29 protein-coding genes and 1 pseudogene are annotated in these 23580 nt (G+C 71.7%); 8 read left to right on the forward strand and 22 right to left on the reverse strand.

What is annotated here, in order from left to right; genetic code table 11:
- Positions 1-4: 4 nt before the first annotated feature.
- Positions 5-1831 (reverse strand): glycoside hydrolase family 3 protein, encoded by a 1827-nt coding sequence (locus tag ABZ823_RS01155; RefSeq protein WP_361652332.1) that lies wholly within the window; start codon positions 1829-1831, stop codon positions 5-7.
- 317 nt (positions 1832-2148) lie between these two features.
- Complete coding sequence (locus tag ABZ823_RS01160; RefSeq protein WP_361652334.1) at positions 2149-3066, reverse strand: LysR family transcriptional regulator; 918 nt, start codon at positions 3064-3066, stop codon at positions 2149-2151.
- 99 nt (positions 3067-3165) lie between these two features.
- On the opposite strand from ABZ823_RS01160, the gene ABZ823_RS01165 reads away from it, so the two are divergent.
- Entirely contained in the window at positions 3166-4101 is a 936-nt protein-coding gene (locus tag ABZ823_RS01165; protein WP_361652336.1) for an EamA family transporter, read from the forward strand.
- Positions 4098-4742, forward strand: coding sequence for a GNAT family protein (locus tag ABZ823_RS01170; protein WP_361652338.1), 645 nt, complete (start codon positions 4098-4100; stop codon positions 4740-4742). Before ABZ823_RS01165 ends, ABZ823_RS01170 begins: the two co-directional genes overlap by 4 nt.
- Here ABZ823_RS01170 and ABZ823_RS01175 read toward each other — a convergent pair.
- Positions 4646-4855 carry a DUF397 domain-containing protein gene (locus ABZ823_RS01175; protein WP_361652340.1) on the reverse strand — a complete coding sequence of 70 codons (210 nt, stop codon included), beginning with the start codon at positions 4853-4855 and terminating at the stop codon, positions 4646-4648. The genes ABZ823_RS01170 and ABZ823_RS01175 overlap by 97 nt on opposite strands.
- Positions 4852-5141 (reverse strand): annotated as a pseudogene (locus ABZ823_RS01180) (Scr1 family TA system antitoxin-like transcriptional regulator). Before ABZ823_RS01180 ends, ABZ823_RS01175 begins: the two are co-directional and overlap by 4 nt.
- Before the next feature lie 27 nt (positions 5142-5168).
- Here ABZ823_RS01180 and ABZ823_RS01185 point away from each other — a divergent pair.
- The 3 genes from ABZ823_RS01185 to ABZ823_RS01195 all read left to right on the forward strand — a co-directional run bounded on the left by ABZ823_RS01185 (position 5169) and on the right by ABZ823_RS01195 (position 6931).
- Positions 5169-5477 (forward strand): ATP-binding protein, encoded by a 309-nt coding sequence (locus tag ABZ823_RS01185; RefSeq protein WP_361652827.1) that lies wholly within the window; start codon positions 5169-5171, stop codon positions 5475-5477.
- A 243-nt stretch (positions 5478-5720) separates the two neighbouring features.
- Positions 5721-6143, forward strand: coding sequence for a DUF6153 family protein (locus tag ABZ823_RS01190; RefSeq protein ID WP_361652342.1), 423 nt, complete (start codon positions 5721-5723; stop codon positions 6141-6143).
- Positions 6144-6244: 101 nt separating this feature from the next.
- Positions 6245-6931, forward strand: coding sequence for a DUF305 domain-containing protein (locus ABZ823_RS01195; protein ID WP_361652344.1), 687 nt, complete (start codon positions 6245-6247; stop codon positions 6929-6931).
- A gap of 170 nt (positions 6932-7101) precedes the next feature.
- Here the strand turns inward: ABZ823_RS01195 and ABZ823_RS01200 are convergent, their stop codons facing one another.
- The 6 genes from ABZ823_RS01200 to ABZ823_RS01225 form a co-directional block, all read right to left on the reverse strand.
- Complete coding sequence (locus ABZ823_RS01200; protein ID WP_361652829.1) at positions 7102-7899, reverse strand: sugar phosphate isomerase/epimerase family protein; 798 nt, start codon at positions 7897-7899, stop codon at positions 7102-7104.
- A gap of 153 nt (positions 7900-8052) precedes the next feature.
- Positions 8053-8838 carry an ABC transporter permease gene (locus ABZ823_RS01205; RefSeq protein WP_361652346.1) on the reverse strand — a complete coding sequence of 262 codons (786 nt, stop codon included), beginning with the start codon at positions 8836-8838 and terminating at the stop codon, positions 8053-8055.
- A complete protein-coding gene (locus ABZ823_RS01210) occupies positions 8835-9827 on the reverse strand; it encodes an ATP-binding cassette domain-containing protein (protein WP_361652831.1) in 993 nt (330 codons plus the stop codon). The genes ABZ823_RS01205 and ABZ823_RS01210 overlap by 4 nt, the downstream gene beginning before the upstream one ends.
- Before the next feature lie 81 nt (positions 9828-9908).
- Positions 9909-10766 (reverse strand): DUF4097 family beta strand repeat-containing protein, encoded by an 858-nt coding sequence (locus ABZ823_RS01215; RefSeq protein WP_361652348.1) that lies wholly within the window; start codon positions 10764-10766, stop codon positions 9909-9911.
- Positions 10767-10847: 81 nt separating this feature from the next.
- On the reverse strand, positions 10848-11378 hold the full coding sequence (locus ABZ823_RS01220; RefSeq protein WP_361652350.1) for a hypothetical protein: 531 nt from the start codon (positions 11376-11378) through the stop codon (positions 10848-10850).
- Between the two features lie 189 nt (positions 11379-11567).
- Positions 11568-12608, reverse strand: coding sequence for a LacI family DNA-binding transcriptional regulator (locus ABZ823_RS01225; protein WP_361652352.1), 1041 nt, complete (start codon positions 12606-12608; stop codon positions 11568-11570).
- A gap of 351 nt (positions 12609-12959) precedes the next feature.
- Here ABZ823_RS01225 and ABZ823_RS01230 point away from each other — a divergent pair, with 351 nt between their 5' ends.
- Genes ABZ823_RS01230 through ABZ823_RS01240 form a run of 3 tightly spaced genes read left to right on the forward strand, consistent with a single transcriptional unit; the run spans position 12960 to position 16095 of the window.
- Positions 12960-14111: a Gfo/Idh/MocA family oxidoreductase gene (locus ABZ823_RS01230; protein WP_361652354.1), complete on the forward strand. Its 1152-nt coding sequence runs from the start codon at positions 12960-12962 to the stop codon at positions 14109-14111.
- Positions 14108-15259: a dihydrodipicolinate synthase family protein gene (locus tag ABZ823_RS01235; protein ID WP_361652356.1), complete on the forward strand. Its 1152-nt coding sequence runs from the start codon at positions 14108-14110 to the stop codon at positions 15257-15259. The genes ABZ823_RS01230 and ABZ823_RS01235 overlap by 4 nt, the downstream gene beginning before the upstream one ends.
- Positions 15256-16095, forward strand: coding sequence for a sugar phosphate isomerase/epimerase family protein (locus ABZ823_RS01240; RefSeq protein ID WP_361652358.1), 840 nt, complete (start codon positions 15256-15258; stop codon positions 16093-16095). Before ABZ823_RS01235 ends, ABZ823_RS01240 begins: the two co-directional genes overlap by 4 nt.
- 57 nt (positions 16096-16152) lie before the next feature.
- Here ABZ823_RS01240 and ABZ823_RS01245 read toward each other — a convergent pair whose 3' ends face one another.
- The 12 genes from ABZ823_RS01245 to ABZ823_RS01300 all read right to left on the reverse strand — a co-directional run bounded on the left by ABZ823_RS01245 (position 16153) and on the right by ABZ823_RS01300 (position 23566).
- The gene (locus tag ABZ823_RS01245) at positions 16153-16557 is read right to left on the reverse strand and encodes a gas vesicle protein K (RefSeq protein ID WP_361652360.1); all 405 of its coding nucleotides are present in this window, start codon (positions 16555-16557) and stop codon (positions 16153-16155) included.
- Positions 16541-16756 (reverse strand): gas vesicle protein, encoded by a 216-nt coding sequence (locus tag ABZ823_RS01250; protein WP_361652833.1) that lies wholly within the window; start codon positions 16754-16756, stop codon positions 16541-16543. Before ABZ823_RS01250 ends, ABZ823_RS01245 begins: the two co-directional genes overlap by 17 nt.
- Positions 16757-16842: 86 nt before the next feature.
- A complete protein-coding gene (locus tag ABZ823_RS01255; RefSeq protein WP_361652362.1) occupies positions 16843-17664 on the reverse strand; it encodes a GvpL/GvpF family gas vesicle protein in 822 nt (273 codons plus the stop codon).
- Positions 17665-17669: 5 nt separating this feature from the next.
- Positions 17670-18194: a gas vesicle protein GvpJ gene (gvpJ, locus tag ABZ823_RS01260; RefSeq protein ID WP_361652364.1), complete on the reverse strand. Its 525-nt coding sequence runs from the start codon at positions 18192-18194 to the stop codon at positions 17670-17672.
- A gap of 114 nt (positions 18195-18308) precedes the next feature.
- Positions 18309-19484: an SRPBCC family protein gene (locus ABZ823_RS01265; RefSeq protein WP_361652366.1), complete on the reverse strand. Its 1176-nt coding sequence runs from the start codon at positions 19482-19484 to the stop codon at positions 18309-18311.
- Positions 19477-20079, reverse strand: a complete 603-nt coding sequence (locus ABZ823_RS01270; RefSeq protein ID WP_361652368.1) for an ABC transporter substrate-binding protein — start codon at positions 20077-20079, stop codon at positions 19477-19479. The genes ABZ823_RS01265 and ABZ823_RS01270 overlap by 8 nt, the downstream gene beginning before the upstream one ends.
- A 68-nt stretch (positions 20080-20147) precedes the next feature.
- Complete coding sequence (locus ABZ823_RS01275; RefSeq protein ID WP_361652370.1) at positions 20148-20411, reverse strand: gas vesicle protein GvpG; 264 nt, start codon at positions 20409-20411, stop codon at positions 20148-20150.
- A 28-nt stretch (positions 20412-20439) separates the two neighbouring features.
- A complete protein-coding gene (locus tag ABZ823_RS01280; protein WP_361652372.1) occupies positions 20440-21153 on the reverse strand; it encodes a GvpL/GvpF family gas vesicle protein in 714 nt (237 codons plus the stop codon).
- Positions 21154-21161: 8 nt separating this feature from the next.
- Complete coding sequence (locus ABZ823_RS01285) at positions 21162-21596, reverse strand: gas vesicle structural protein GvpA (protein ID WP_361652835.1); 435 nt, start codon at positions 21594-21596, stop codon at positions 21162-21164.
- A gap of 46 nt (positions 21597-21642) precedes the next feature.
- Complete coding sequence (locus ABZ823_RS01290; protein WP_361652837.1) at positions 21643-22011, reverse strand: gas vesicle protein; 369 nt, start codon at positions 22009-22011, stop codon at positions 21643-21645.
- A 269-nt stretch (positions 22012-22280) separates the two neighbouring features.
- A complete protein-coding gene (rbsD, locus tag ABZ823_RS01295; protein WP_361652374.1) occupies positions 22281-22670 on the reverse strand; it encodes a D-ribose pyranase in 390 nt (129 codons plus the stop codon).
- Positions 22667-23566 carry a ribokinase gene (locus ABZ823_RS01300; RefSeq protein ID WP_361652376.1) on the reverse strand — a complete coding sequence of 300 codons (900 nt, stop codon included), beginning with the start codon at positions 23564-23566 and terminating at the stop codon, positions 22667-22669. Before ABZ823_RS01300 ends, rbsD begins: the two co-directional genes overlap by 4 nt.
- Between the last annotated feature and the right edge of the window lie 14 nt (positions 23567-23580).

Genomic DNA, 23580 nt, shown 5'->3' on the forward strand with positions numbered 1-23580 from the left:
ACTCCTAGTACGACAGCCCGTACCCGAGGGGATACAGCACCTGCGTCGGATCGTCCGCCCGCTGCACCGGCACCGGCAGCTTCCCGCGCGGACTCACCCGCCCCGCGATCACCCGGGCCGCCGCACGCAGTTCCACGTCGGTCCAGGAATAGGACGCCAGACAGGCGGTCGCGTCGGGGAGTCGGGCCACGTCGTACGGATTCCGGATGGCGAGGACGATCACCGGCCTCCCGGTGGCGGCCAGCCGGGTCACCAGGGTCCGCTGGGAACTCGTCGCGCTCACGTTGTAGGTGCCCACGACCACAGCGTCCGCGTTCCCCGCAGCCGTCACCGCCCTCTCGATCGTCGCCGTCGTGGGCGCCGTACCGGTGGACAGGGCGGTCGCCGTGAAGCCCAGTGCGGTCAGGGCGTTCGCCAGGACGGTGGTGGGCGGTCCGTCCGTGCCGGACGGCGACGCCGGGTCGGCCCCCACGACGAGGACCCTGCGGTGCATACGGCGCGACAGCGGCAGCAGGCCCCCCTTGTTCACCAGCAGGGTGGTCGTACGGTCCGCGATGCGGTCCGCCGTGCGCAGATGCCCGGGGGTTCCGACGGTCCGGTCGACTCCGTCCGCGGTGACGTAGGGCCGGTCGAGCAGCCCCAGCTTCGCCTTCAGCCGCAGGATACGCAGCAGCGACGCGTCGAGCCGGGCCTCGGTCAGTTCGCCGCTGCGCACCGCCGTGCGCACCGCGTTCCAGGCGACGTCCAGGGACGGCGGGTTGAGCAGCTGGTCGACGCCGGCCTTCAGGGCGAGCACGGGCACCCGGTCGTCGCCGTACTTCTCGCGCACGCCCTGCATGCCCAGCGAGTCGGTCACCACGACCCCGTCGTAGCCCAGTTCCTCGCGCAGGATGCCGGTGAGGATCGGGCGGGAGAGCGTCGCCGGGTCGCCGGAGTCGTCCAGGGCGGGGACCATGATGTGCGCGGTCATGATCGCGTCGATACCGGCGCGGATGGCCGCCCGGAAGGGCACCGCGTCGAGCTTCTCCCACACCTCTCGGCTGTGGGTGATGACGGGGAAGCCGAAGTGGCTGTCGACGGCCGTGTCGCCGTGGCCGGGGAAGTGCTTGGCGGTGGCGGCGACTCGGGAGTCCTGATAGCCCCTCACCTCCGCCGCGACGAGGCCGGCCACCGCGTCCGGGTCCGCGCCGAAGGACCGTACGCCGATGACCGGGTTGGCCGGGTTGACGTTCACGTCGGCGTCGGGCGCGTAGTCCTGGCGGATACCGAGGGCGCGCAGTTCGGCGCCGGAGATCCGGCCGAGGGCACGGGCGTCGGCCCGGGAGCCTCCGGCCCCGATCGCCATCGCGCCGGGGAAGAGGGTGGCGGGCCTGCCCACACGGGCGACTATCCCGTGCTCCTGGTCCGTGGCGATCAGCACCGGAAGCCCGCGGGGCTGGGCGAGGGACGCCTGCTGGATCCCGTTGGAGAGGTCCGCGATCTGGTGCGGCGTACGGGTGTTGTGCGCCCAGGTGAAGTAGATGATGCCGCCGACACGGTACTTGGCGACCAGTTCGGCGGCCGTGCGGACGCCGATCTCCTGGAGGTTGGCATCGATGTCGGCCTGGTCGGGATGGGTGGCCGAGTGGCCGTAGACCCGCATCACGAAGAGCTGGCCGACCTTCTCCTCGAGCGTCATACGGGAGATCAGGGCCCCCAGCCGCTCGTCGTCGTGCCCGGCGGCGCGGGCGGGGTCCGGGGTGAGGGCGAGGGTCGCGGTCAGGCCGGCGGTGGCGGCGAGGACCGTGCGTCTGGACGGGTGGGCGGTGCTTCCCGTGCCGGCGTCGTGCACGTGCGCTCCTTCCGGAGGAGAACGCTTGGGGAGAACGCTGAAGGAAACTTCCGAGGAGTCACCAATATCCGGGAAGTTTCTGCCAGTCAAGGGGATGCACAGTAACCGGCGGGGCCGCCATCGGCGCGGTAGGAGGGGGCGCGCCGATGGCGGCGTGCTGCCGGCCGCGTGCGGCGGAGAGGGTGGTCAGCGATCGCAGCCGGCAGCGAGGCCGACACCGCAGCGGAGACTCGTCCCGGCAGCCTGCGCGTTGGACGGAGGCGGGCACGGGCGGGTTCCCCGCGCACGGTCGGTTCCGCGCATCGGTAGCCGTGTGGTCAGCGCGGTGGACGTGCCGCCGCCCCGCTCCAGCGCTCTTGCAGGGTGCGTACGGTCTCCGCGATCGCCGGCCGCCGGGCGGCGCCCGTGCGCCACAGCGCGTACAGCCGCCGCACGGGCATCGGATCGAGGGCGACCTCGACGACCCCGGCCGGCAGCGGGCCGCGGCCCAGGCGCGGGATCAGCGCCACGCCCAGACCGGCGGCCACGAGGGCGACGAGGGTGGGGTTCTCGTCCGCCTGGTGCACGACCTCGGGTTCGTGCCCGGCCGCCCGCAGGGTGCGCAGCAGCCAGTCGTGACAGACCCGGCCCGGCGGCTGGCAGATCCACCGCTCGCCGCCAAGCTCCTCACGCCGTACGGCCTTCCGCCCGGCGAACGGATGTCCCTCGGGCACGAGCAGATCGCACAGGTCTTCCCCGATGACCGCCTGCTCCACCCCAGCGGGCGCCGGCAGCGGGGCGACGTCCCAGTCGTGCACGACGGCGAGGTCGACGGCGCCCTTGGCGACCAGGTCCACCGACAGATGCGGGTCGACCTCGGTGAGCCGGGCGTCCAGCGCGGGATGCCGCCGCGCGAGATCCGCGAGCACACCCGGCATCAGCCCGCGCGCCGCCGTCGGGAAAGCGGCCACGGTCAGCCGTCCCGCGGGCACCCCGCGGCGCTTCTCGAGGTCCGTCTCGGCGCGCTCCACGATGGTCATCAACTCCTGTGCTGCAGCGGCGAGTTGCTGTGCCTCGTCGGTGAGCCGCACCCCGCGCCCCTCCCGTTCGAGCAGCGTGGTCCTGGTCTCCCGCTCCAGCTTGGCGATCTGCTGGGAGACGGCGGACGGGGTGTACCCGAGCGCGGCGGCCGCGGCACCGACCGTGCCGTGGACGGAGACGGCGTGCAGGGCGCGCAGCCGCTGGAGATCGAGCACGGACCCTCCCTCGGGCCTGACAGGAATTAGCGGAGCTTCATCCAACCATGCAGCAATCATCGCTGGTGCTTCACGGTCGTGGGGCGCGATCCTCGACCCATGCGACCCGCACACCTTGCTCTCGCCGTCCTCGTCGCCGCCGTCTGGGGCATCAACTTCACGGTCATCGAGATCGGCCTCGGCCATTTCCCGCCGCTGTTGTTCTCGGCCCTGCGCTTCCTGGCCGCCGCCGTTCCGGCCGTCTTCTTCGTCGGCCGCCCCAAGGTCGCCTGGAAATGGCTGGTGGCGGTGGGAGTTGTCCTGGGCGTCGCCAAGTTCGGTCTGCTGTTTCTCGGGATGGACGCGGGCATGCCCGCCGGGCTGTCCTCCCTGGTGCTCCAGATCCAGTCCGTCTTCACGGCACTGATCGCCTTCGCGGTCCTCGGCGAGCGGCCCTCGCGCATACGGGCCCTGGGGATGGCGGTGGCCCTGGGCGGCGTGGCTCTCGCGGCCGTCGACGAGGGCACGGCCGGTCCGCTCGGCGCGTTCGCCCTGGTGATCGCTGCGGCGGCCTGCTGGGGCCTGTCCAACGTCCTGACCCGCAAGGCGTCTCCGCCCGACGCGCTGAACTTCATGGTGTGGGTGAGCACGGTCCCGGTCCTGCCGCTGCTCGGCCTGTCCCTCCTGACGGAGGGCCCCTCCCGGGACCTCGCGGCCCTGCGCGCCCTGGACTGGCAGGGCGTGGGCGTGGTCCTCTACGTCGCCTGGATCACCACCGTGTTCGGCTTCGGCGCCTGGGGCTGGCTGCTGCGCCGCCACCCCGCCTCCACGGTCGCCCCGTTCTCCCTCCTCGTCCCGGTCTTCGGCATGTCGTCCGCGGCCCTGTTCCTGGACGAGCCGGTGACCCCCCTGCGCTGGGGCGCGGCGGCGCTGCTGGTGGGCGGGGTGGCACTGACGTCCCTTGCTCCGGCGAAGACCCGGCCGGCGGAGGTTCTCGCGGACGGGCCCGAAATCCATTCGACGATGGCGGGCGTATCCGCCAGGCTTCGGCCGTGACGTTCATCTTGAGGGGACCGGTCCTGGAGGGCGAGCTCGTGCGGCTGGAGCCGCTGGAGCACCGGCACGCGGCCGACCTGGCGGTGGCTGCGGAGGAGCACCGGGACACCTATGCGTTCACCTGGGTGCCCAGGGCCCACGAAGTCGGGGACTACATCGACGCCCAGCGCGCCCGGGCGGCGGCGGGCCGGCTCGCGCCGTACGCCCAGATCGCCGTCGCCACGGGACGGGTGGTCGGAACCACCTCGTACTGGGAGCCGCGCTCCTGGCTGTCGGACGACCGACTCGACGCCGTCGAGGTCGGCTTCACCTGGCTCGCCCGGTCGGCTCAGGGCACGGGCGTCAACGCCGAGTCCAAGCTCCTGCTGTTCCGCCACGCGTTCGAGGGATGGGGCGTTGCGCGCGTCGACCTGAAGACCGACGCGCGCAACGCCCGCTCCCGCGCGGCCATCGAGAGCGTGGGCGCCCGCTTCGAGGGCGTCCTGCGGAACTGGTCCCGCTCCTGGGCCCCGGGAGAGCAGGAGCGCCTCCGGGACACCGCGATCTACTCGATCACGGCCGAGGAGTGGCCCGAACGCCGCTCGCTCTTGGAGGCGAGGGTGAGGAAGTCGGCCCAGGCGGCGGGGGAGACGGTGAGGTAGGGGCGGCTCGGGGCCTTCGAGTCGCGGATGTGTATGTGGGCGGTGTGGGCGACCTCTATGCATTCGCCGCCGGAGTCGCTGTAGCTGCTCTTGAACCACTTCAGGTCAGTCATAGCTCACCCGCCAACTGTTCGATCAGCTCTAGGGATTCCTCCTGACGGAGGGCCTGTCGACTGATCATCGCATAGCGGCGCACAAGGACACCCACGTCGGCGGGCCTGGAGACCAGCAGACTCTTGCCCAGCGCTTCCGTATACACCAAGGACGTCTGCTCGGGTGTCTCGATCACCGACATGGGGCCGCGCAAACCCGCGTGGGCGCCGAGCAGGGAAGCATGACCTGAAGAGCGACGTTCGGGCGCCCGGCGCACTCGACCAGGTACTCGTACTGTTCGCGCATCACTTCCGCCGTGGCGCCCGCTGCGTCCTGCGCTCGTGGGCCTTACCGGACGACGCTCGGGAGAGTGTCGAACTCGTCGTCTCCGAGCTGGCGACGAACGCGGTGCGCCACGGCCGTGTACCAGGGCGGTACTTCGAGGTCGCGATGGTCTACGACGGCGAGAAGACCGTCGAGGTGGAGGTGTCCGATGCCTCCTCCCACCGACCGGTCGCCGCGGACCCGGGCCCCGAGGCGACATCGGGCCGTGGCCTCCTCCTCGTCACCGCGCTGGCGCAGTCCTGGGGGGTCAGGGACCGCGTGGTGGGGAAGACGGTGTGGGCCAGAGTCCTCGTCTGACACGATCGGGCCAAGTCCACCGTCCTGTGGCTGCATGCCGTCGCGCGCGGGGTGAAGGGGCTCGACGTGGACCGGGTGCTGCTCGTTGCCGCGCCGTCCGCCTCTGTCCTCGTACGGCATCCGGGGGTCGCCGCCTTCGCTCCGCCGCCCGCGACGGGCTGGCCCTGCCCGCGCCGGAGTTCCCTTCCCCGCCACGCCCCGGGTGCCGCCTGCCGGCAGCCGAGGGTCCACTACGATCAGCCCATGATGTCCAGCGCTCGCACCGGCTCCCAGGTGAGCTCCGCGCGCTGGATGTGGCTGGTCCTGGCCCTGGTGGCGGGGGTGCTGGGGATGCATGCCCTGTCACCCGCCGGTATGCCGGCGGCGGGCCGCCACGACGTGATGATGTCGGTGGAGTCCTCAGGCCATCACTCCACGCTTGCCCATGGTGTCGGTGGAGACTGCCGGCATCTGTCGGATGCGGGCAAGGGGGGCATGGTCATGGACCACGCCGGAGGGACGTGCGCGGCGGGCGGTACATCCACTGCCTACGTTCCGCCCGCCTTGACGCCCGCCCTGACCGCACGCGCCGACCCCGCGGAGACCGTGCGCAGAGGGCCGGGAGCCCGGACAGTGGATGGCCGGGCACCGCCGGATCTCTCCGAGTTGCAGCTTCTGCGGATCTAGAGGCGCCCGCAGACACCCTTCCGACGGGGTGTCGTGCTCTGGCCTGTCTGGATCCGTTCTTCCGCGCGTGGGCGCGGACGCTTCAAGGAGCTGTACTTCTCATGGCATCTCGCCGTTCCCTCATCCGCCGGACCGCCGCGCTGGCCACGGCCGCCACCGCCGCGGTGGTGCTGGCCGCCTGCGGCGGCAGCAGCGATTCCTCCTCCTCATCCCCGTCGCCCTCGTCGGAGCACTCCGGCCACGACATGGGGGCGATGACCTCCGCCGGCCCCTCGGCTGCCGATTCGCCGGCGCGGGGTGGCCACAACGCGCAGGACGTGTCGTTCCTCCAGGGAATGATCCCGCACCACCGGCAGGCCGTGGCCATGGCAGACCTGGCCGCATCGCGGGCGAAGTCCCCACAGGTGAAGGACCTGGCCGCGAAGATCGAGCAGGCCCAGGGCCCGGAGATCGACACCATGTCCGGCTGGCTGAAGTCCTGGGGCGAGAAGGTCCCGGACGACAACATGGCCGGCATGGAGAGCATGCCGGGCATGGACCACTCCGGCTCGTCGGCGCCCGGCATGATGCCGGACGGCGACATGAACAAGCTGAAGAGCCTGTCCGGTGACGCCTTCGACACGGCGTTCCCTCGCATGATGATCAGCCATCACCGGGGCGCGGTCGAGATGGCGAAGACCGAGCAGGCCAAGGGCGCCTACGGCGCCGCCAGGACGATGGCGAGGTCGATCGTCACCTCACAGTCGGCCGAGATCACCGAGATGAACAAGATGCTCGGCAAGCAGTAGATCGCTCAGCCGGGCCGGGCCCGGGGCAGCCGACGAACGGCACCCGGGCCCCACAGGCCCGGGCCGTGGGCCGTCGGAGACCGGGGCTCGCGAGGCGGAGACGGGACGGGCGTGCTGCCCCGGATGCGGAGGCCGGCCGAGCGCCTGCCGGCCGCCGGTTGTCGCCTGCGTCAGGCCGACTCGCTGAGCAGCCGGGTCAGGTGCTCCCGCCCCGCGTCGAGCAGCTCCGGCAGCGGTGCCGCCGCCTCGTACCACCGCTTCTCGTACTCCCAGCACAGCCAGCCGTCCCAGCCGTGGCGGGAGAGGACCTCGACGCACTCGGTGAGCGGGAGGACGCCGGAGCCCAGCGGCAGTGGGGTCCTGTCGTCGGCGGAGGCGATGTCCTTCACCTGGACGTAGCCGAGGTACGTGCACAGGGCCGCGTATGTCTCCTGCGGCTGCTCGCCGCCCAGCCAGGTGTGCATCACGTCCCAGAGCGCGCCCACGTGACGGTGCCCGACCGCGCCCAGGACGCGGAGGACGTCCGCGCCGGTGGGGTGGGAGTCGTGGGTCTCCAGCAGGATGCGTACACCGAGGTCGGCGGCGTACTCGGCGGCGGTGCCCAGGCGCCGGGCGGCGGTCGCGTCGGCCTCCTCGGAGCGCTGCTCGGCGCCGCCGGGGAAGACGCGGACGTACGGGGCGCCCAGGTCGCGCGCGAGCTCCAGGAGCGCGTGGACCTCGGCGAGCACGGGTTCGTCGTCGCCGGGCGCGGCGAGCCGCGCGTACCCGGCGAGCCCCAGGACCTCGACACCCCCGGTCCTGAACTCGGCGGCCACCGCGGCTCGTTCGGCGGGCGCGAGGCCAAGGTGCACGGGTTCCTCGGGGTGCGCGCGAAGTTCGACACCGTGATAGCCGTGCGCCGCCGCGAGCCGGACGACGTCCGCTATGGGCAGACCGGGTACACCGAGGGTGGAGAACGCCAGCTTCATGGTCACGGAACTTACCCCGCCACCCGCGGGTAACGCCTTTCCTGGCCACACGGCCGGTGTGGCGCGGCGCGCGGCACCTGGCCAGGGCATGCAAGGGCGGGGTGCTCACCCCCTGTCGGTGAGTGAGCACCCCGCCCCTGTGTGTTCCGGTGCTCAGCGCTTGGTGCTGCCGTTGTTGAAGAGCGACCGCGACCAGACGTAGCCGACCAGGGCGATACCGGCGCACCAGGCGAGCGAGATCCAGCCGTCGTTGCCGATCTCCGAGCCGGAGAGCAGGCCGCGCAGTGTCTCGGTCATCGGAGTGAACGGCTGGTACTCGGCGAACCAGCGCAGGCCCGGGGACATCGACTCGGCCGGCACGAACGCGGAGCCCAGGAACGGCAGGAACTGGATGAGCAACGGCTTGTTGCTCGCGGACTCGACCGTCTTGGAGATCAGGCCGAGCGCGGCGGACAGCCAGGTCACCGCGAACGCGATGGCCGCGAGCAGCCCGGCCGCCGCCAGCCACTCCACCGGGCTCGCGTCCGGCCGGAAGCCGACGGCGAGCGCGACGCCGACGACCAGGACGACGCAGAGCATGGTCTGGACCACGCTGCCTACGACATGGCCCGTCATGAACGACGCGCGGGAGATGTTCATGGTGCGGAAGCGGTTGATGATGCCCTCGGTCATGTCGGAGCAGACCGCGATCGAGGTCGACATCGAGCCGGCGGCCACCCCCATGACGATGATGCCGGGCGTCAGATAGTTCAGATACGCGTCCCGGCCGCCGCCCATGCCGGCGCCGATCGAGTCGCCGAAGGCGTACACGAACAGCAGCAGCATCAGGATCGGCGTCATGGCGCTGCCGAGTCCCACGGAGGGATAGCGGATCGCGTGCTTCAGATTGCGCCGCAGCATCGTCATCGAGTCGTGCACGGCGTAGGTGAGGGTGCTCATCGCAGGGTCTCCTTCACGTGGAGCGCGGTGCCGGGTGTGCCGTCGCCGGTCAGGGCGAGGAACACGTCGTCCAGGTCGGGGGTGTGCACGGAGAAGTCGGCGGTGCGCACGCCGATGGCGTCGAGCCGGTCGAGCAGGGAGCGCAGCGCGTCGAGCCCGCCGTCACTCGCGACGCGCAGGGCGAGCTCCTCGTCGTCGCGGGCCGCGCCGGGGAAGGCGGCGGCGGCGCGCTCGTACTCGTCGGGCTCGGTGAACCGCAGCCGCACATGGCCGCCGGGGATCTGCGCCTTGAGCTCGTCGGCGGTGCCCTCGGCGACGATCCGCCCGCCGTCGAGCACCGCGATCCGGTCCGCCAACTGGTCGGCCTCCTCGAGGTATTGCGTGGTGAGGAAGACGGTGACGCCGCCGGCGACCAGCGAACGCACGGTCTCCCACATGGTGCGGCGGCTGCGCGGGTCGAGCCCGGTCGTCGGCTCGTCGAGGAAGATCACCTGCGGGTCGCCGACCAGCGTCATGGCGAGGTCGAGCCGGCGCCGCATGCCGCCGGAGAAGAACGCGGCGCGCTTGTGCGCGACGTCCGCGATCTCGAACCGCTCCAGCAACTCCTTGGCTCGCCTGCGTCCCTCGCGCTTGCCGAGGCGGAGCAGGTCGGCCATGAGGAGCAGGTTCTCCTCGGCGGTGAGCAGGTCGTCGAGCGCGGCGAACTGACCGGTGACGCCGATCGCGGAGCGCACGCCGTCCGGCGCTGTGGCGACGTCGTGGCCCGCGACCTGGGCCTGCCCGCCGTCGGCGGAGATGAGCGTGGACAGGATGTGCACGGTGGTGGTCTTGCCGGCGCCGTTCGGCCCGAGCAGCGCGAACACGGTGCCGGACGGGATCAGCAGATCGATGCCGTCGAGGACGGTCTTGTCGCCGTACGACTTGCGCAGACCGGCGGTGGAGACGGCGGCGGGCGGCTGCTGCCCGTTGGCCTGCCTGGGCGTGGGCATGACAGAAGAAGGCATGGGGCCCTCCCATTCGAAGGAGTGGTGAGCGGTGAAGTGGCCTTGGCTGTGAGGAGATGGGGCGGGTCAGGCCCGGGCGCGGCGGATGTCGATGTTGCCGTACCGGGTACGGGCCCTGACCTCGACGGTGTCCTCGGACTTGTCGGGGCCCTCGGACGCGGTGAGCGCGTTGTGCACCTGGCCGGAGCCCGAGCTGACGTCGAGCCAGGCGGCCGTGCCCTCGCGGATGCCGACCTCGATGGCGCCGTAGGAGGTCTCCAGCTGGACGGTGCCACGGGCGACTTCGCCGACGCGCAGGGTGCCGTGGGCGGTGGTGGCGGCGACCGAGCCCTCGGCGCGCTCGATGAAGATGTCGCCGTTGGCGCCGCTCGCCCGCAGATCGCCCAGGGCGTAGCCGACGGTCGTGGTGCCGTGCGAGTTCTTCAGGACGGCGGTGCCGTCGACGGTGCCGACACGAAGGCTGCCGGAGCTGGTGGTGATCTCGGCGGGGCCCTCGACGCGGTCCACGGTGATGCTGCCGTGGGACGCGGTCAGGTGCAGCGGCCCGGTGGTGTCGAGGCGGACGTCGCCCGACGAGGTCTTCACACGGACCTCGCCGAGCCGGCCCTCGCCGTGCAGCTGGGCCCAGGCGCCGGTCATCTCCACCTGCGAGCCCGTGGGCAGTTCGACCGTCACGTCGACGGTGCCGGTGCGCCCGATGAGATAGCGCTGCTTGGGCGTCCTGATGGTCAACAGGCCGTTCGCGTACGTGACCTCGGTCTGCTGGGCCGCCCGCACGTCCTGGTCCTTCTTCGGGTCGCGGGGCTGCACCTCGACGAGGGTGTCGAGCCGGTCGGCGGCGATGAACCGGATGGATCCGGCTTCCACGTGGGCGGTGGCCGAGATCGGTTCGGGAGTGTCGAAAGGAGTGTCGAAAGAAGGCATGGCTGTCCCGTCCTCTTGGGTCTTCGTGGCGTCCCCGCTGGTGGGACGTGGTGTGGGTGAAGTGGCGCGGGCGGGGCGCTGCTAGCGCACCCAGCCCGTGAAGCTCTGTCCGAAGGTGCGGGTGGCGCGGGTCTTCTCCGCCGTACGTGACCGGGTGCCGCCGTCGACCGCGGCCGACACGGCTCGTACCAGCCACGCGTTGACCGACAGGCCCTCGCGGCTCGCGGCCTCCTCGGCGCGCGCTTTGAGGTGGGCGGGCAGGCGCAGATTGACGCGGGCGGTGCCGCCGTCGTCGCCGTCGGCGGGAGCCGGGGCCGGGGCCTTCAGCGGCTCGGCGGGCGCGCTCTCGTCCTCGCACGCCTCGTCGCCCGTCGGCCGCGTCACCACGAAGTCGGGGTCGAGCCCGCGCAGTCGTACGTCGACCGACCCGGGGGCGAGTTCGCGGGTGATCTCGTCCATCGCGGCGGAGAGCACATTGAGCATCGTCAGGCGGGTCGCCGACTCCAGGGGAGCGGTGAGCCGCTCGGCCAGCTCGCGGGCTTCTTCGCCGCCGGCTTCGGCGGCCACCGCGAGTTCGCGGCGGAGGTTGTCGACATACGGGGTGAGGTCCATAACGCCATAGTGGCACCACTACGGCGCCACATGCAAGCCTGTAAGAGTGGTGACTGGAGGCCGGTCCTCATCCAATGACTCTCACCTGCGGAAACGTGATGACATCGAGTGCATCAACATGGCGCCATGTGGGGTGCGAGTCTCTTTGGCGCCTCAGGTGGCACCATGTGGTGCCACCGCATGGGGCGCTCAGTGGCGGGGTGCCGCCGTCGACCCCCGCACCATCAGCTCTCCGGCCACCATGGCGATCCGCCCCGGCGGCGGTTCCTCCCGGCCCATCGCGATGCGGCCCGCCCGGGCCCCCGCCGCCGCCAGCGGCAGCCGTACCGTCGTCAGGGCCGGTACGGCGTCGACCGCGAAGGGGAGGTCGTCGAAGCCGGCCACGGACATGTCCTCGGGGATGCGCAGACCGAAGTCGCGCAGTGCCGCGCAGGCGCCCAGCGCAACCGTGTCGTTCGCCGCCACGATCGCCGTCAGCGACGGTTCGCGGCGCAGCAGTTCCCGTGTCGCCTCGTAGCCGGCGCGGCGGTCGTAGCGCCCGTGCACCGTCAGCCGCGGATCGTCCTCGATGCCGGCGGCGGCCAGGGCCGCCCGGTGGCCCTCCAGGCGGTGCCGGGTGGTCGTGCGCTCCTCGGGGCCCGCGATATAGCCGAGCTGCCGGTGGCCGAGCCCGGTCAGATGTTCGGTGAGCCGCTGTCCGCCGCCGCGGTTGTCGAAGCTCAGCGCGATCGCCTCGGCGGCGGGCGGCCGCCCGCACAGCACCAGGCGCGTCCCCGCCGCCGCCAGTTTGCACAGCTTGGCTTCCACGGCCTCGACGTGCGCGGGCTCCTCCACCGCGCCGCCGGTCAGCACCACGGCCGCCGCCCGCTGGCGCTGCAACAGCGTCAGGTACGTCAGCTCCCGCTCGGGCGAGCCGCCGGTGTTGCAGACCACGGCGAGCCGTTCGCCGCCGGCCCGTCCCCCCGGGCCACCGATCTCCGACTGGATCGCGCTCGCCATGATCCCGAAGAACGGGTCGGCGATGTCGTTCACCAGGATCCCGACCAGGTCGGAGGTGGCCGCCGCAAGGGCGCTCGCCGGGCCGTTGAGGACGTAGTCCAGTTCGTCGACCGCGCGCAGCACCCGCTCCCGGGTGGAGGCCGCCACCGGGTAGTTCCCGTTCAGCACCCGCGAGACGGTGGCGGGCGACACCTGCGCGCGCGCCGCCACGTCCGCCAGCGTCACCGTCATCGTCGTCGTCCTCCGGTCGTGTGTCTCGGTCGTGTGTCTCGGTCGCGTGTCGTGTCTCTGGGATCCATCTACAGCTCCGCGGACACCCGTGTACAGGCCCGCGGCTCCGGGTGTTCGACGGGCCGGACAACTCGGACGGCTCCGCGACGGCCGTGTCACGCCGGGTGACGTCTTACCCGGAGAAGGCACCCGGCGGTACGAGGACACGCCCTGGAGGCGACACGTCATCTCGTCATCGACGCGGTCTTGTCCGCCCCGCCGCCAGAGGCTAGCGTCCCCGCGTAGAAAGCGCTTGCTGTCGCGCTCGCCGGTGCGCCAACGCATGCGCCGGACGCGTACGGAGGGAACGACGTGACACGCAAAACGGTGCGTATCGCCATGAACGGGGTGACGGGGCGTATGGGTCACCGCCAGCACCTGGTCCGCTCCATCCTGGCCATCCGCGAGCAGGGCGGTCTCGACCTGGACGACGGCACCGTGCTGTGGCCCGAGCCGGTCCTCGTCGGCCGCCGTGCGCACGCTCTGGAGGCGCTCGCCGGACAGCACGGCCTCGAGCACTGGACCACGGACCTCGACGCGGTCCTCGCCGACCCCACCGTCGAGATCTACTTCGACGCGCAGGTCACCTCGGCTCGCGAGGAGTCGCTCAGGAAGGCGATCGCGGCGGGCAAGCACGTCTACACCGAGAAGCCGACGGCGACGGGCCTCGAGGACGCCCTGGCGCTGGCCCGCCTCGCCCACGAGCAGGGCGTCCGGCACGGCGTCGTCCAGGACAAGATCTTCCTGCCGGGACTGCTGAAGCTCAAACGGCTCGTCGACGCGGGCTTCTTCGGCCGGATCCTGTCCGTCCGCGGCGAGTTCGGCTACTGGGTCTTCGAGGGCGACTGGCAGCCCGCCCAGCGGCCCTCCTGGAACTACCGCGCCGAGGACGGCGGAGGCATCGTCGTCGACATGTTCCCGCACTGGGAGTACGTGCTGCACGAGCTGTTCGGCCGCGTGCGGTCCGTCCAGGCGCTCGCCACCACCCACATCCCGCAGCGCTGGGACGAGAACGGCAAGCCCTACGACGCCACGGCCGACGACGCCGCCTACGGCATCTTCGAGCTGGAGGGCGGCGCGATCGCCCAGATCAACTCCTCCTGGGCGGTGCGCGTCCACCGCGACGAACTCGCCGAGTTCCAGGTGGACGGCACCGAGGGGTCCGCCGTCGCCGGCCTGCGCACATGCCGTGTCCAGCACCGCTCGGCCACCCCCAAACCCGTCTGGAACCCGGACCTGCCCGCCACCGAGGCCTTCCGCGACCGGTGGCAGGAGGTGCCGGACAACGCCGAGTTCGACAACGGCTTCAAGACACAGTGGGAGCTTTTCCTCAAACACGTGTACGCCGACGCGCCCTACTCCTGGGACCTGCTGGCCGGCGCCCGCGGTGTGCAGCTCGCCGAACTCGGCCTGAAGTCCTCCGCCGAGGGCCGCCGCCTCGACGTACCGGAGATCTCCCTGTGACCATCCGACTGCCGGACGTCGAAGGCCGGTTGCGGACCTACGAGCCGCGTCCAACGCCCCTCGCCCTCACCCCCGGCGCACCCTTCACCTCCCGTAGCGTCTTCTCCGCGGCGCATGTCGTCGCCGACCCGTACGCGGACGTGTCCCCCGACTCGCCCGCAGCCGTCGACTGGGACGCGACCCTCGCCTTCCGGCGCCATCTGTGGTCGCACGGTCTGGGGGTCGCCGAGGCCATGGACACCGCCCAGCGCGGGACGGGCCTGGACTGGGCGGGCGCGGCGGAACTGATCCGCCGGTCCGCCGCCGAGGCCGGGGCGGTCGGCGGCCGGATCGCCTGCGGCGTCGGCACCGACCAGCTCGCCGACGGTTCCCTCAAGGAGATCCGCACGGCGTACGAGGAACAGCTCGCCGTGGTGGAGGAGGCGGGCGCGCAGGCCGTCCTCATGGCATCGCGCGCGCTGGCCGCCGCCGCCGAGGGCCCCGAGGACTACCTGGAGATCTACGGCCACCTCCTGCGTCAGGCGTCCGGACCGGTGGTCCTGCACTGGCTCGGCCCGATGTTCGACCCCGCTCTCGACGGCTACTGGGGCTCCAGCGACCTCGACGCCGCCACCGACGTGTTCCTGGACGTCATCGCCGCCCACCCCGACAAGGTCGACGGCGTCAAGATCTCCCTGCTCGACGCCCGGCGCGAGATCGACCTGCGCCGGAGGCTGCCGGACGGAGTGCGCTGCTACACCGGCGACGACTTCCACTACCCCGAGCTGATCGCGGGCGACGACCGCGGCTTCAGCCACGCCCTCCTCGGCATCTTCGACCCGCTGGGCCCGCTCGCGGCCGAGGCGGTACGGGTCCTGGACACGGGTGACGCGAAGGGATTCCGGGAACTGCTCGACCCGACGGTGGAGCTGTCCCGCCACCTGTTCCGGGCGCCGACCCGCTACTACAAGACGGGCGTGGTCCTGCTGGCCTGGCTGGCCGGCCACCAGGAGCACTTCGCGATGGTGGGCGGACTCCAGTCGGCGCGTTCGCTGCCGCACCTGGCGAAGGCGTACGAACTCGCCGACGGCCTCGGCCTGTTCCCCGACCCGGAGCTGGCCGAGAGCCGGATGAGAACCCTGCTGAACCTGTACGGAGTGACGTCGTGAGCGGCGCGGCCCTGGAACGCCTCTCCGTCAACCAGATGACCGTGAAGCAGCTGAGCATTCCCGAACTGATCGACGCCTGCCGGGAGCTGGGTGTGCGGAGCGTGGGCCTGTGGCGGGAGCCGGTGCGGTCGTACGGTCTCAAGGCCACGGCGGCATCGGTACGCGACGCCGGGCTGACGGTGACGACGCTGTGCCGGGGCGGCTTCCTCACGGCGATCGACCCGGACGAGCGGGTGCGGGCCGTCGAGGACAACCGGCGCGCGGTCGACGAAGCGGCCACGCTGGGCACGGACACGCTCGTACTGGTGTCGGGCGGCCTGCCGGCCGGATCCAGGGACCTGCGGGGCGCCCGCGAGCGGATCGCGGACGCGCTCGGGGAGCTCGGCCCCTACGCGGCCGAGCGGGGGGTGCGGCTGGCCATCGAACCGCTCCACCCCATGTACGCCTCCGACCGCTGTGTGGTCTCGACCCTCGCGCAGGCGCTGGACCTCGCCGAGCGCTTCCCGGCGGACCAGGTCGGTGTCACCGTGGACACGTACCACATCTGGTGGGACGACACGGCCCCCGGCCAGATCGCCCGCGCCGGCGCCGGCGGCCGTATCCACACCTTCCAGCTCGCCGACTGGACCACCCCGCTGCCGAAGGGCGTCCTCAACGGACGTGGCCAGCTCGGTGACGGCTCGGTCGACCTGCGGGAGTGGAAGGGGTACGTGGAGGCCGCGGGCTACACCGGGCCCATCGAAATCGAGCTGTTCAACGAGGGGCTGTGGGCACGGGACGGCCGCGAGGTCCTCGCGGAGACGGTGGCGCGGTTCGAGGAGCACGTGATCCGGTGAGCCGTGGGTCGTGCGTCTTGCCTCGTGCGTCGTCCATCTGGCCTTGTGCGCTGTGCCTCATGGCGGGAGCAGGGTCCCCAGCGGACCCAGGTCGAGGTTGAGGTCGTCGAGGGTGAGGCCGTACTGGTCGCACAGTTCGGCCATCCGGTCGTGCAGGAGCATCAGGGTCAGTCCGAGCCGCTCCTCCTGCTGTTCCGTCAGATGGCCCTCGTCGACGCGGCGCAGGGCCTGCCGCTCCATCAGCTGACGCAGCAGCTCGACGATGGTCAGCACCAGCTTGACGAGGTCCCGCTCCACCGTCTCCGGGTCGGTGTGCAGGCGGCGCGCGGCTTCCCGGCCGCGGCCGGACGCCGGCGGGGACATCTCGTCCGGCCTGGCCGGCAGCACCGAGAACGCCCGGGTGGCGGCCTCGGCCACCTCCCGCAGCCGGTCGGCGCCCGGGCCGTCAGACGGGTTTGTCACCGTGGTCGCCCTGTTCCGTGAGTGCCCGCCCCGACGGAAGGAAGGCCGACCACTGCTCGTCCAGCTCATCGCGGACGGCGACCAGCACGGCGCGCAGCGAGATCCTCACCAGGTCGACGTCGGCGATGGACAGGAGGAGATCGCCGGTGAGCACCACGCCCCCGCTCAGCAGCCGGTCCAGCAGGTCGATGAGCGCCACCTGCGGCTGGCTGAGCGGGCGGTCGTCGTAGCCGTCGTACGTGCTGTCGTACGGGCCGCGCGTGTCGCCGTAGGTGTCGTACTCGCTCACCGCTGCCCGGCCCCTTCCGGCGCACCCGGTGCCAGGGGCGCGGTGAAGGAGTACGGCGCCCATGGTCCGGTGACGTCCACGCGCACCCCGGGCAGGCCGTCCGCCGCGTGCAGCATCCGGGTGCGGAACTCCTCGGAGAGACGGCGGGGGACCAGATAGGCGTCGTTGGCGACGTTCTCACCCGGCACCCGGGCCAGACCGCCCTGCTGCGGCCGGTGCCGGGTCCGTTCCACCGCGAGGCCGCGGGCCTGCCGCTCGGTCCGCCGCACGGCCTCCTCGGCGACCCGCCACGCGTCCTCGCGCGCCTGCCGCTGGTGCCGGCGACGCCGCAGGTACGCGCGTCCGGGGTCGGCATCGGCCGGCTCGGAGGGGGCCGGGGAGGAAGCGGCGGGGGAGGGCGCGGGCGAGGAAGCGGGCGGTACCTCGGCGTAGACCTTCACCCCCCACTCCACGTGGTCGGCGAGCCGGTCCAGCATGGCCGTCAAGTCCGCCTGCCGCTCGTCGAGCATCTGCCGGACCCGTGTCTCGTCGAGATACACGGTGGCCAGCCGCAGCGGAAGGACCGTGGTGCGCGCGGCGAGGTTCTCGATGACGAAGTGGTGCGCGCGGGCCGTGGCCTCCAGCCAATCGAGGTCCTCCAGGCCCGCCTTCAAGGCCGCCTCCGAGAACCCTTCCCACGGCACCGGGCTGACCGCGGCTGCCACCGGTCCCGAGCGGACCAGGGTGACGGGTGCGTCCGCCACCCCGCGGACACCGGCGAGTTCGAGCGGAGCGGACGACTCCACCACGGCGTACGCGTAGCACAGTTGCTCGTCCACCGGCCTCAGCTCCGGTCCTCGTCGTCACGCGCCCTGCGGGTGCCCTCGGCCGCGCGGGTACCGCGGGTGCCCTCGTCGCGGGTTCTGCGGGTGCCCTCGTCGCCGCCGCGATCGTCCTCGGTCCTGCGCCGCTTGCGCCGGGGCTCCGCGGGCGGTTCCCGGTCCGCGTCCCGCGCCTCGCGCGGACGGCGGCCCTCCGCGTTGCTCCCGGCCAGCTCCGCCGGGGACTCGGCGATGCGCCTGCGCAGTTCCTCGACCTCGGTGCGCAAGCGCTCGTTCTGCTCCTCCAGGCTGCGCCGGCCGTCGGTGCGGGAGGCGCGGGAGGACAGGGCGGGGTCATGCTCCCACCAGTCGATGCCGATCTCCCTGGCCTTGTCGACGGAGGCCACCAGAAGCCGGAGCTTGATGGTGAGCAGCTCGATGTCGAGCAGGTTGATCTTGATGTCGCCGACGATGACGATGCCCTTGTCGAGCACTCGTTCAAGGATGTCGGCCAGGTTCGCGCCGGACCCCTGACTGTACGGGGTCATGGCCCGGGACGTGGGGACAGCGGGCTCGGTCACGGCACACTCGACCTCGTTTCGCTGAGGCCCCGGCGTCGGCGACGCGGGAACCGGCGGGCTCGCGCACCTCAGCGCCCGGAGCTAACCGCGACGCCGGCGCCTCTGCGGGGCTTCCTCCTCCGTCTCGTCGTAGCGATCCTCGGGCTCCTCGTCCTCCTCCCGGTCGCCTTCGTCGGATTCGTCGGAGGCGTACTCGTCCTCGTCCCCCTCGGGCTCGCCCTCTTCGTCCTCTTCTTCCTCGTCCTCGCAGCGCTCCTCGGGCTCCTCGCCCTCTTCTTCCTCTTCTTCCTCGTCCTCGGGGTAGCGCTCCTCGCCCTCGTCCTCGTCCCGCCCCCGGCCCCGCTCCTCGCGGTCCTCCTCCGGTTCCTGCTGCTCTTCTTCCTCGACCTCTTCCGGGCTGCGGACCACTTCGCCCTCGCGGATCTCACCGCGCCAGGCACCGGTGGCCTCCTGGCGCTCCATGATGAACGCCCGGTAGAGCTTCAGATCCAGCCGGGCGCGGCGGCCCTGAGCCCGCCAGAGGCTCCCGACCCTCTCGAAGGGGCCCTTGGGGAAGTACTGCATGCAGAGCAGCACCTTGGTGAGGTGGTCCCCGAGCGGATGGAAGGTGACGACGCCCTTGGTGGTGCCCTTCGCACCCTCGGAGTTCCAGGCGATCCGCTCGTCGGGCACCTCTTCGGTGACGATGCCCCGATAGCGGCGGCGGACCTTGGCGATCCTGAACTGCCAGCGGGACGAGATCTCGTCGTCCTGTTCGACGTTCTCGACGCCCTTCGTGAACCGGTCGAACTCGGTGAACTGCGTCCACTGGTTGTAGGCCTCGCGCACCGGCACGCCCACGTTGAGGTCCTCGATGATCATCAGGCCCTTGGCCACGCCGCTGGAGCGCTTCTCCCGTCGCCCTCCCGCCGCCTCCTGTGCCTTGCCGATCAGCGTGTCCTTGGCCTTGGACAGGATTCCACCGCCCCCACCCCCACCCCCACCCCCGCCCCCGCCGCCGTCGCCTTCTTCGCCGCCGCCGAGGAGCCCGCCGCCGAGGAGCTTCTTGCCGCCCTTGAGGACCAGGCCGCTGAGCATGCCGGGACCGAGGTGCGTCTCGGACAGCCGACGTGCCCCCTCGCCCAGCCGCTCGCCCAGATCCTCGGCCATCGCTTCCAGCCGGGCCTGGACGTAGTCCTCCAGCTCATGCTTCAGCCGGTCCGTGACGGGATTCTTCTTCACCTGCTCACGAACCGTACTGAGGGTGCCCTCAGCCATCGTCCGGCCTCCTCGATCGTGTGGAGCCGCTCTTCGCGCGGCTCTGGGCGGCCGGCGCCTTCTTCCTGCGCGGCTCGCCCCCCTGGTCCGATCCGCGCCTCTGCGTCTTCTCGCGCCCCGCGGTCCGGCTTGCCTGGCTCTTGCGCGCCCCGCCCCGGCGCCCCTCTCCCCGGCCCTCCCCTTCCTCGCGTTCTTCGTCCCTGTCCACGTCCTTCTCTTCGTCCTCGCGCTCGCCCTCGTCCCGGCCCTCGGGCTCCCCCTCGTCCCGGCCCTTGCGCTCCCGGTCCGCCGCGCCCCCGCCGCGCGGCCTCTCCCGCAGCCCGGCGGTGCGCTCGTGCAGGGCGTCGGCCAGGTTCTCGGCCTTCGCCGACAGCAGGGTGGTCGCCGCGGTCTTGCTCGCGCCCGCCAGCTCGGTGCGGACCTGCTCGCTGACGTTTCCGAGCAGCGGGGAGTCCTCGAGGAGCTTGCCGAGCTGCCCCGGCTTCACCCGCGACCCGGCCACCATCGCACCGAGACTGAGGGCGAGCTTGGCCTTCTTGGTCCGGCCCAGCAGATAACCGGCGAGGACGGCCGCGCCCAACTTGGCGTTCTTCATGGTTCGTCTTCTCTCCTTGCCCGCGTGTCACGGCCCGGGCGGCACACGCCGAGCGTCACGGTCGACGCTCACAGCCCGCCCTGTCCGCCGCGCTGCAGCTGGTAGGCCCTGATCTCCTCCAAGCGGTGCAGCAGTTCCTCCTCACGCCGCGCGAACTCCTCGTCGCCGATGCGGCCTTCGTTCCTCGCCCGCTCCAGTTGCACGAGTCCCTCCTGCACGGGAGCGGGGTCGTAGAACTCGTCCTCGGCGGTGCGCACGACCTTGTCGAGCACCCAGCCGATGCCCCGCACGGGTGCGAACGGCAGCGACAGGATTCCGGTGACCAGTCCCACTCCGCCTCCTCGTGGCCTGGAGAAACGGTCAGGTGAAGCTGTACGGCGGCAGCGGCCCCCGTACTCGCACCTCGATGCCCTCGCCCAGGCGTTCGGCCAGCTCGCTGCCGATCCGGGTGAACTCCTCGCCGCGCTCGTCCTCCACCAGGAAGGACGCGTTCACGAAGTACTGCTGGGAGGGCGCGGCGACTTTCTCCTCGAGCGCGAGCGGCCGCAGCGCGGCGAGCACCTCGCCGGCGAGCGCGCCCTGACGGCTCTGCACCTCCTCGGCCACGAGCTGGCCGAGCGCCAGCCGGTCCTGGTACGTCCCGCCGCCGCCCTGGGTGGCCTCGTTCAGCGCGCGGGCCTGCTCGGACTCCTCCAGGACGGTGCGCAGCGCCGCGTCCTCGTCCTGGAGCCCCTTCACATTGAACTCGGCCCGCCCGGTCAGCTCTTCGAGGCGCTGGGCGAACTCCTCGGCCCTCTCCTCCAGCACGGCGCGCACCGATTCCTCGTCCGGGGCGACGAATCCGAAGCTCAGCGGCAGGATGGTCCCGTCGGCCCACAGCCGTTCCTGGGCCTCGTGGTGTGCCTCCAGGTCCCGTCGCGCGACCGAGAGATCCTCCGGGGCCTCACTGACGACGGCGCACAGGGTGTCGCTGCGTACCGTGCGCAGCTCGGCGGGCGACGCGCCCACGCCCTTGATGCCGTCGAGGTCCAGGGGATGCGTGTCGTCGGTGATCGCGTACACGTACAGCGCCATCGGTGCGTTCACTCCTCCCGGTCCCTGGAGGAACGGCGGCCCGAACCGCGTTCGACGCGCTCGTGCTCCTTCTCGCGCTTGTCGTCACCGCGGCCCTGCAACGAGTCCGTGAAGGCCTCGACCGCGCCGGTCAGCGCGCCTTTGCTCTTGCCGCGTGCGCCGCCCTCGGTGACGCCCTCGACCATGTCGGTCAGTTGCGCGGGCGCCTTGCGGCCGGACTCCAGATCCAGCCGGTTGCAGGCTTCCGCGAAGCGCAGATACGTGTCGACGCTGGCCACGACCACGCGGGCGTCGACCTTCAGGATCTCGATGCCCACGAGGGACACTCGTGCGAACACATCGATGACCAGACCCCGGTCGAGGACGAGTTCCAGCACGTCGTACAGGGTGCCCGAGCCCCCGCCGCCCCCGGCGACGGCGCCACCGCCACCTTGCGGTACCACAGTCACGATCTTTCCCCTCGTAGGCCTCACGCGAAGAAGGAGCCGGCTAGCGGCCCTCTCTGTCGACCTGTGCACGGGTGTAGCGGCGTGCGCGCTCGTACGCCATCAGCTCACCCGCGGGATCAAGAACAACCTTGTAGCTGGCCATCACGCTGCTCGTGTCCGGTATGCGCTCCAGCTCGACGACCTCCACCAGGGCCTCCCAGCCGTCCGGTGTCGGCCTCAGCGAGGAGACGGACTGAGGGGCGCGCCCCAGCAACTCCGAGAGCTGCTGCGCGGCGTTCCGCATGGCCTGGGGAGCGGGCACGCGCCGGGGGGCCGAGGCCTCCGGTTCCTCGGCGGACCTCTCCCGCTCCGGACCGGACGACTCCCGCGACGCGGGACGTGCCTTCTTGGGCTCGCGGTCGTTCGTGATCATTCACCTTCTTACTCTTCAGTCCATGATTAACCCTCTTTGCACCGTATGCCAGTCATATGTCCTTCTTTTCCGGAGGACTTGGACATGAAAAAAATTTCCTCTCCCTATGTGCAACCCTCTCGGCACTGAGCGTGTCGTACTGGGCGTCAGAACTTCTGGAGGGGGATCTGGGGGGATCGCGGGGTTCTGATGCGGAGGGGGAAGCCGAGGGGCCCGGCCTGTGGCCGGGCCCCTCGAAGTGTGCGAGCCGGGAAGGCGGGCGTGGGTCAGAAGAAGACCCCGCAGCGCAGCAGCACGTTCGCATACGGCCGGGCCTCTCCCGTGCGCACCACCAGACGGGCCTGCGCGGTCATCCGCTTCAGCTGGTCGTGCGGGACCAGGGTCAGCTCCGGGAAGCGGGCGTCGAGGAACGCCGAGGCCCGCGGGTTGGCGTCCCTGACCTCGTGTGCCGCCGTCGCGCCCTCCACCACCAGTTCCTCCAGCAGACCGTCCACGACCTCCGCGAAGGACGGGATCCCGGCGCGGAAGGCCAGGTCGACCACGCGCGGTCCGTCCGGTATCGGCATGCCCGCGTCGCACACCAGGACCCCGTCACCATGGCCCAGCTCGGCCAGCGCCCCGGAGAGGTGACGGTTGAGAATTCCGGCCTTCTTCACAGGGCGGCGACCTCCTCGGCGGTCGGGAAGGACTCCTGGGCCCCGGGGCGCGTGACCGCCGCCGCACCCACCCGCGCCGCGTACGCCGCCGCGTCCGGCAGCGACGCACCGGTGCCCAGCCGCCACGCCAGCGCCGCCGTGAACGCGTCGCCCGCGCCGGTCGTGTCCACCGCGTCCACCCGCACGGGCGGGACCCGGGTCATGGACTCGGCCGTCGCCACCAGCGCGCCCTTTGCGCCGAGCGTCACCACGACCGACCGTGGGCCGAGCGCCAGCAGCGCGGTGGCCCACTCCTCGGGCGAGCCGTCCAGGTCGGCGCCGGTGATGACCCGCGCCTCGTGCTCGTTCACGATCAGCGGGTCGCAGGCCGCCAGCAGCTCGGCGGGCAGCGGCCGGGGCGGTGACGGGTTCAGCACGAAACGGGTGCCGGACGGCAGGTTCCGTACGACCTCCACGACCGTCTCCAGCGGGATCTCCAACTGCGACGAGACCACACGGGAGGCGGACAGGAGGTTCCCGGCGGCCCGTACGTCCTGCGGTGTGAGTCTGCCGTTGGCCCCCGGCGAGACCACGATGCTGTTGTCCCCGGACGGGTCCACCGTGATGAGCGCGACACCGGTGGGCGCCCCGCCGAGCAGCACCCCCACGGTGTCGACGCCGGCCTCGCGCTGCGCATCCAGCAGCAGCCGGCCGTGCGCGTCGTCGCCGACGCGGGCCAGCAGCGCCGTACGGGCACCGAGGCGGGCGGCGGCGACCGCCTGGTTCGCGCCCTTGCCGCCCGGATGGACGACCAGGTCCGAGCCGAGCACGGTCTCCCCGGCCGCGGGCCGCCGCTCGACCCCGATCACCAGGTCGGCGTTGGCCGATCCAACGACCAGGAGGTCGTAGTCGTACATGAATGAACTCCCCT

This window comes from Streptomyces sp. NPDC047079 (assembly GCF_040643755.1).
Taxonomy (GTDB): domain Bacteria; phylum Actinomycetota; class Actinomycetes; order Streptomycetales; family Streptomycetaceae; genus Streptomyces.

Bases quoted from the DNA above. Each gene is read 5' to 3' on its own strand.
- ABZ823_RS01165 (WP_361652336.1), top strand. From the start codon at position 3,166: ATGCGACCCGCACACCTTGCTCTCGCCGTCCTCGTCGCCGCCGTCTGG.
- ABZ823_RS01175 (WP_361652340.1), bottom strand. From the start codon at position 4,855: ATGACTGACCTGAAGTGGTTCAAGAGCAGCTACAGCGACTCCGGCGGC.
- ABZ823_RS01190 (WP_361652342.1), top strand. From the start codon at position 5,721: ATGATGTCCAGCGCTCGCACCGGCTCCCAGGTGAGCTCCGCGCGCTGG.
- ABZ823_RS01195 (WP_361652344.1), top strand. From the start codon at position 6,245: ATGGCATCTCGCCGTTCCCTCATCCGCCGGACCGCCGCGCTGGCCACG.
- ABZ823_RS01200 (WP_361652829.1), bottom strand. From the start codon at position 7,899: ATGAAGCTGGCGTTCTCCACCCTCGGTGTACCCGGTCTGCCCATAGCG.
- ABZ823_RS01205 (WP_361652346.1), bottom strand. From the start codon at position 8,838: ATGAGCACCCTCACCTACGCCGTGCACGACTCGATGACGATGCTGCGG.
- ABZ823_RS01210 (WP_361652831.1), bottom strand. From the start codon at position 9,827: ATGCCCACGCCCAGGCAGGCCAACGGGCAGCAGCCGCCCGCCGCCGTC.
- ABZ823_RS01215 (WP_361652348.1), bottom strand. From the start codon at position 10,766: ATGCCTTCTTTCGACACTCCTTTCGACACTCCCGAACCGATCTCGGCC.
- ABZ823_RS01220 (WP_361652350.1), bottom strand. From the start codon at position 11,378: ATGGACCTCACCCCGTATGTCGACAACCTCCGCCGCGAACTCGCGGTG.
- ABZ823_RS01225 (WP_361652352.1), bottom strand. From the start codon at position 12,608: ATGACGGTGACGCTGGCGGACGTGGCGGCGCGCGCGCAGGTGTCGCCC.
- gvpJ (WP_361652364.1), bottom strand. From the start codon at position 18,194: ATGACCCCGTACAGTCAGGGGTCCGGCGCGAACCTGGCCGACATCCTT.
- ABZ823_RS01265 (WP_361652366.1), bottom strand. From the start codon at position 19,484: ATGGCTGAGGGCACCCTCAGTACGGTTCGTGAGCAGGTGAAGAAGAAT.
- ABZ823_RS01270 (WP_361652368.1), bottom strand. From the start codon at position 20,079: ATGAAGAACGCCAAGTTGGGCGCGGCCGTCCTCGCCGGTTATCTGCTG.
- ABZ823_RS01280 (WP_361652372.1), bottom strand. From the start codon at position 21,153: ATGGCGCTGTACGTGTACGCGATCACCGACGACACGCATCCCCTGGAC.
- ABZ823_RS01300 (WP_361652376.1), bottom strand. From the start codon at position 23,566: ATGTACGACTACGACCTCCTGGTCGTTGGATCGGCCAACGCCGACCTG.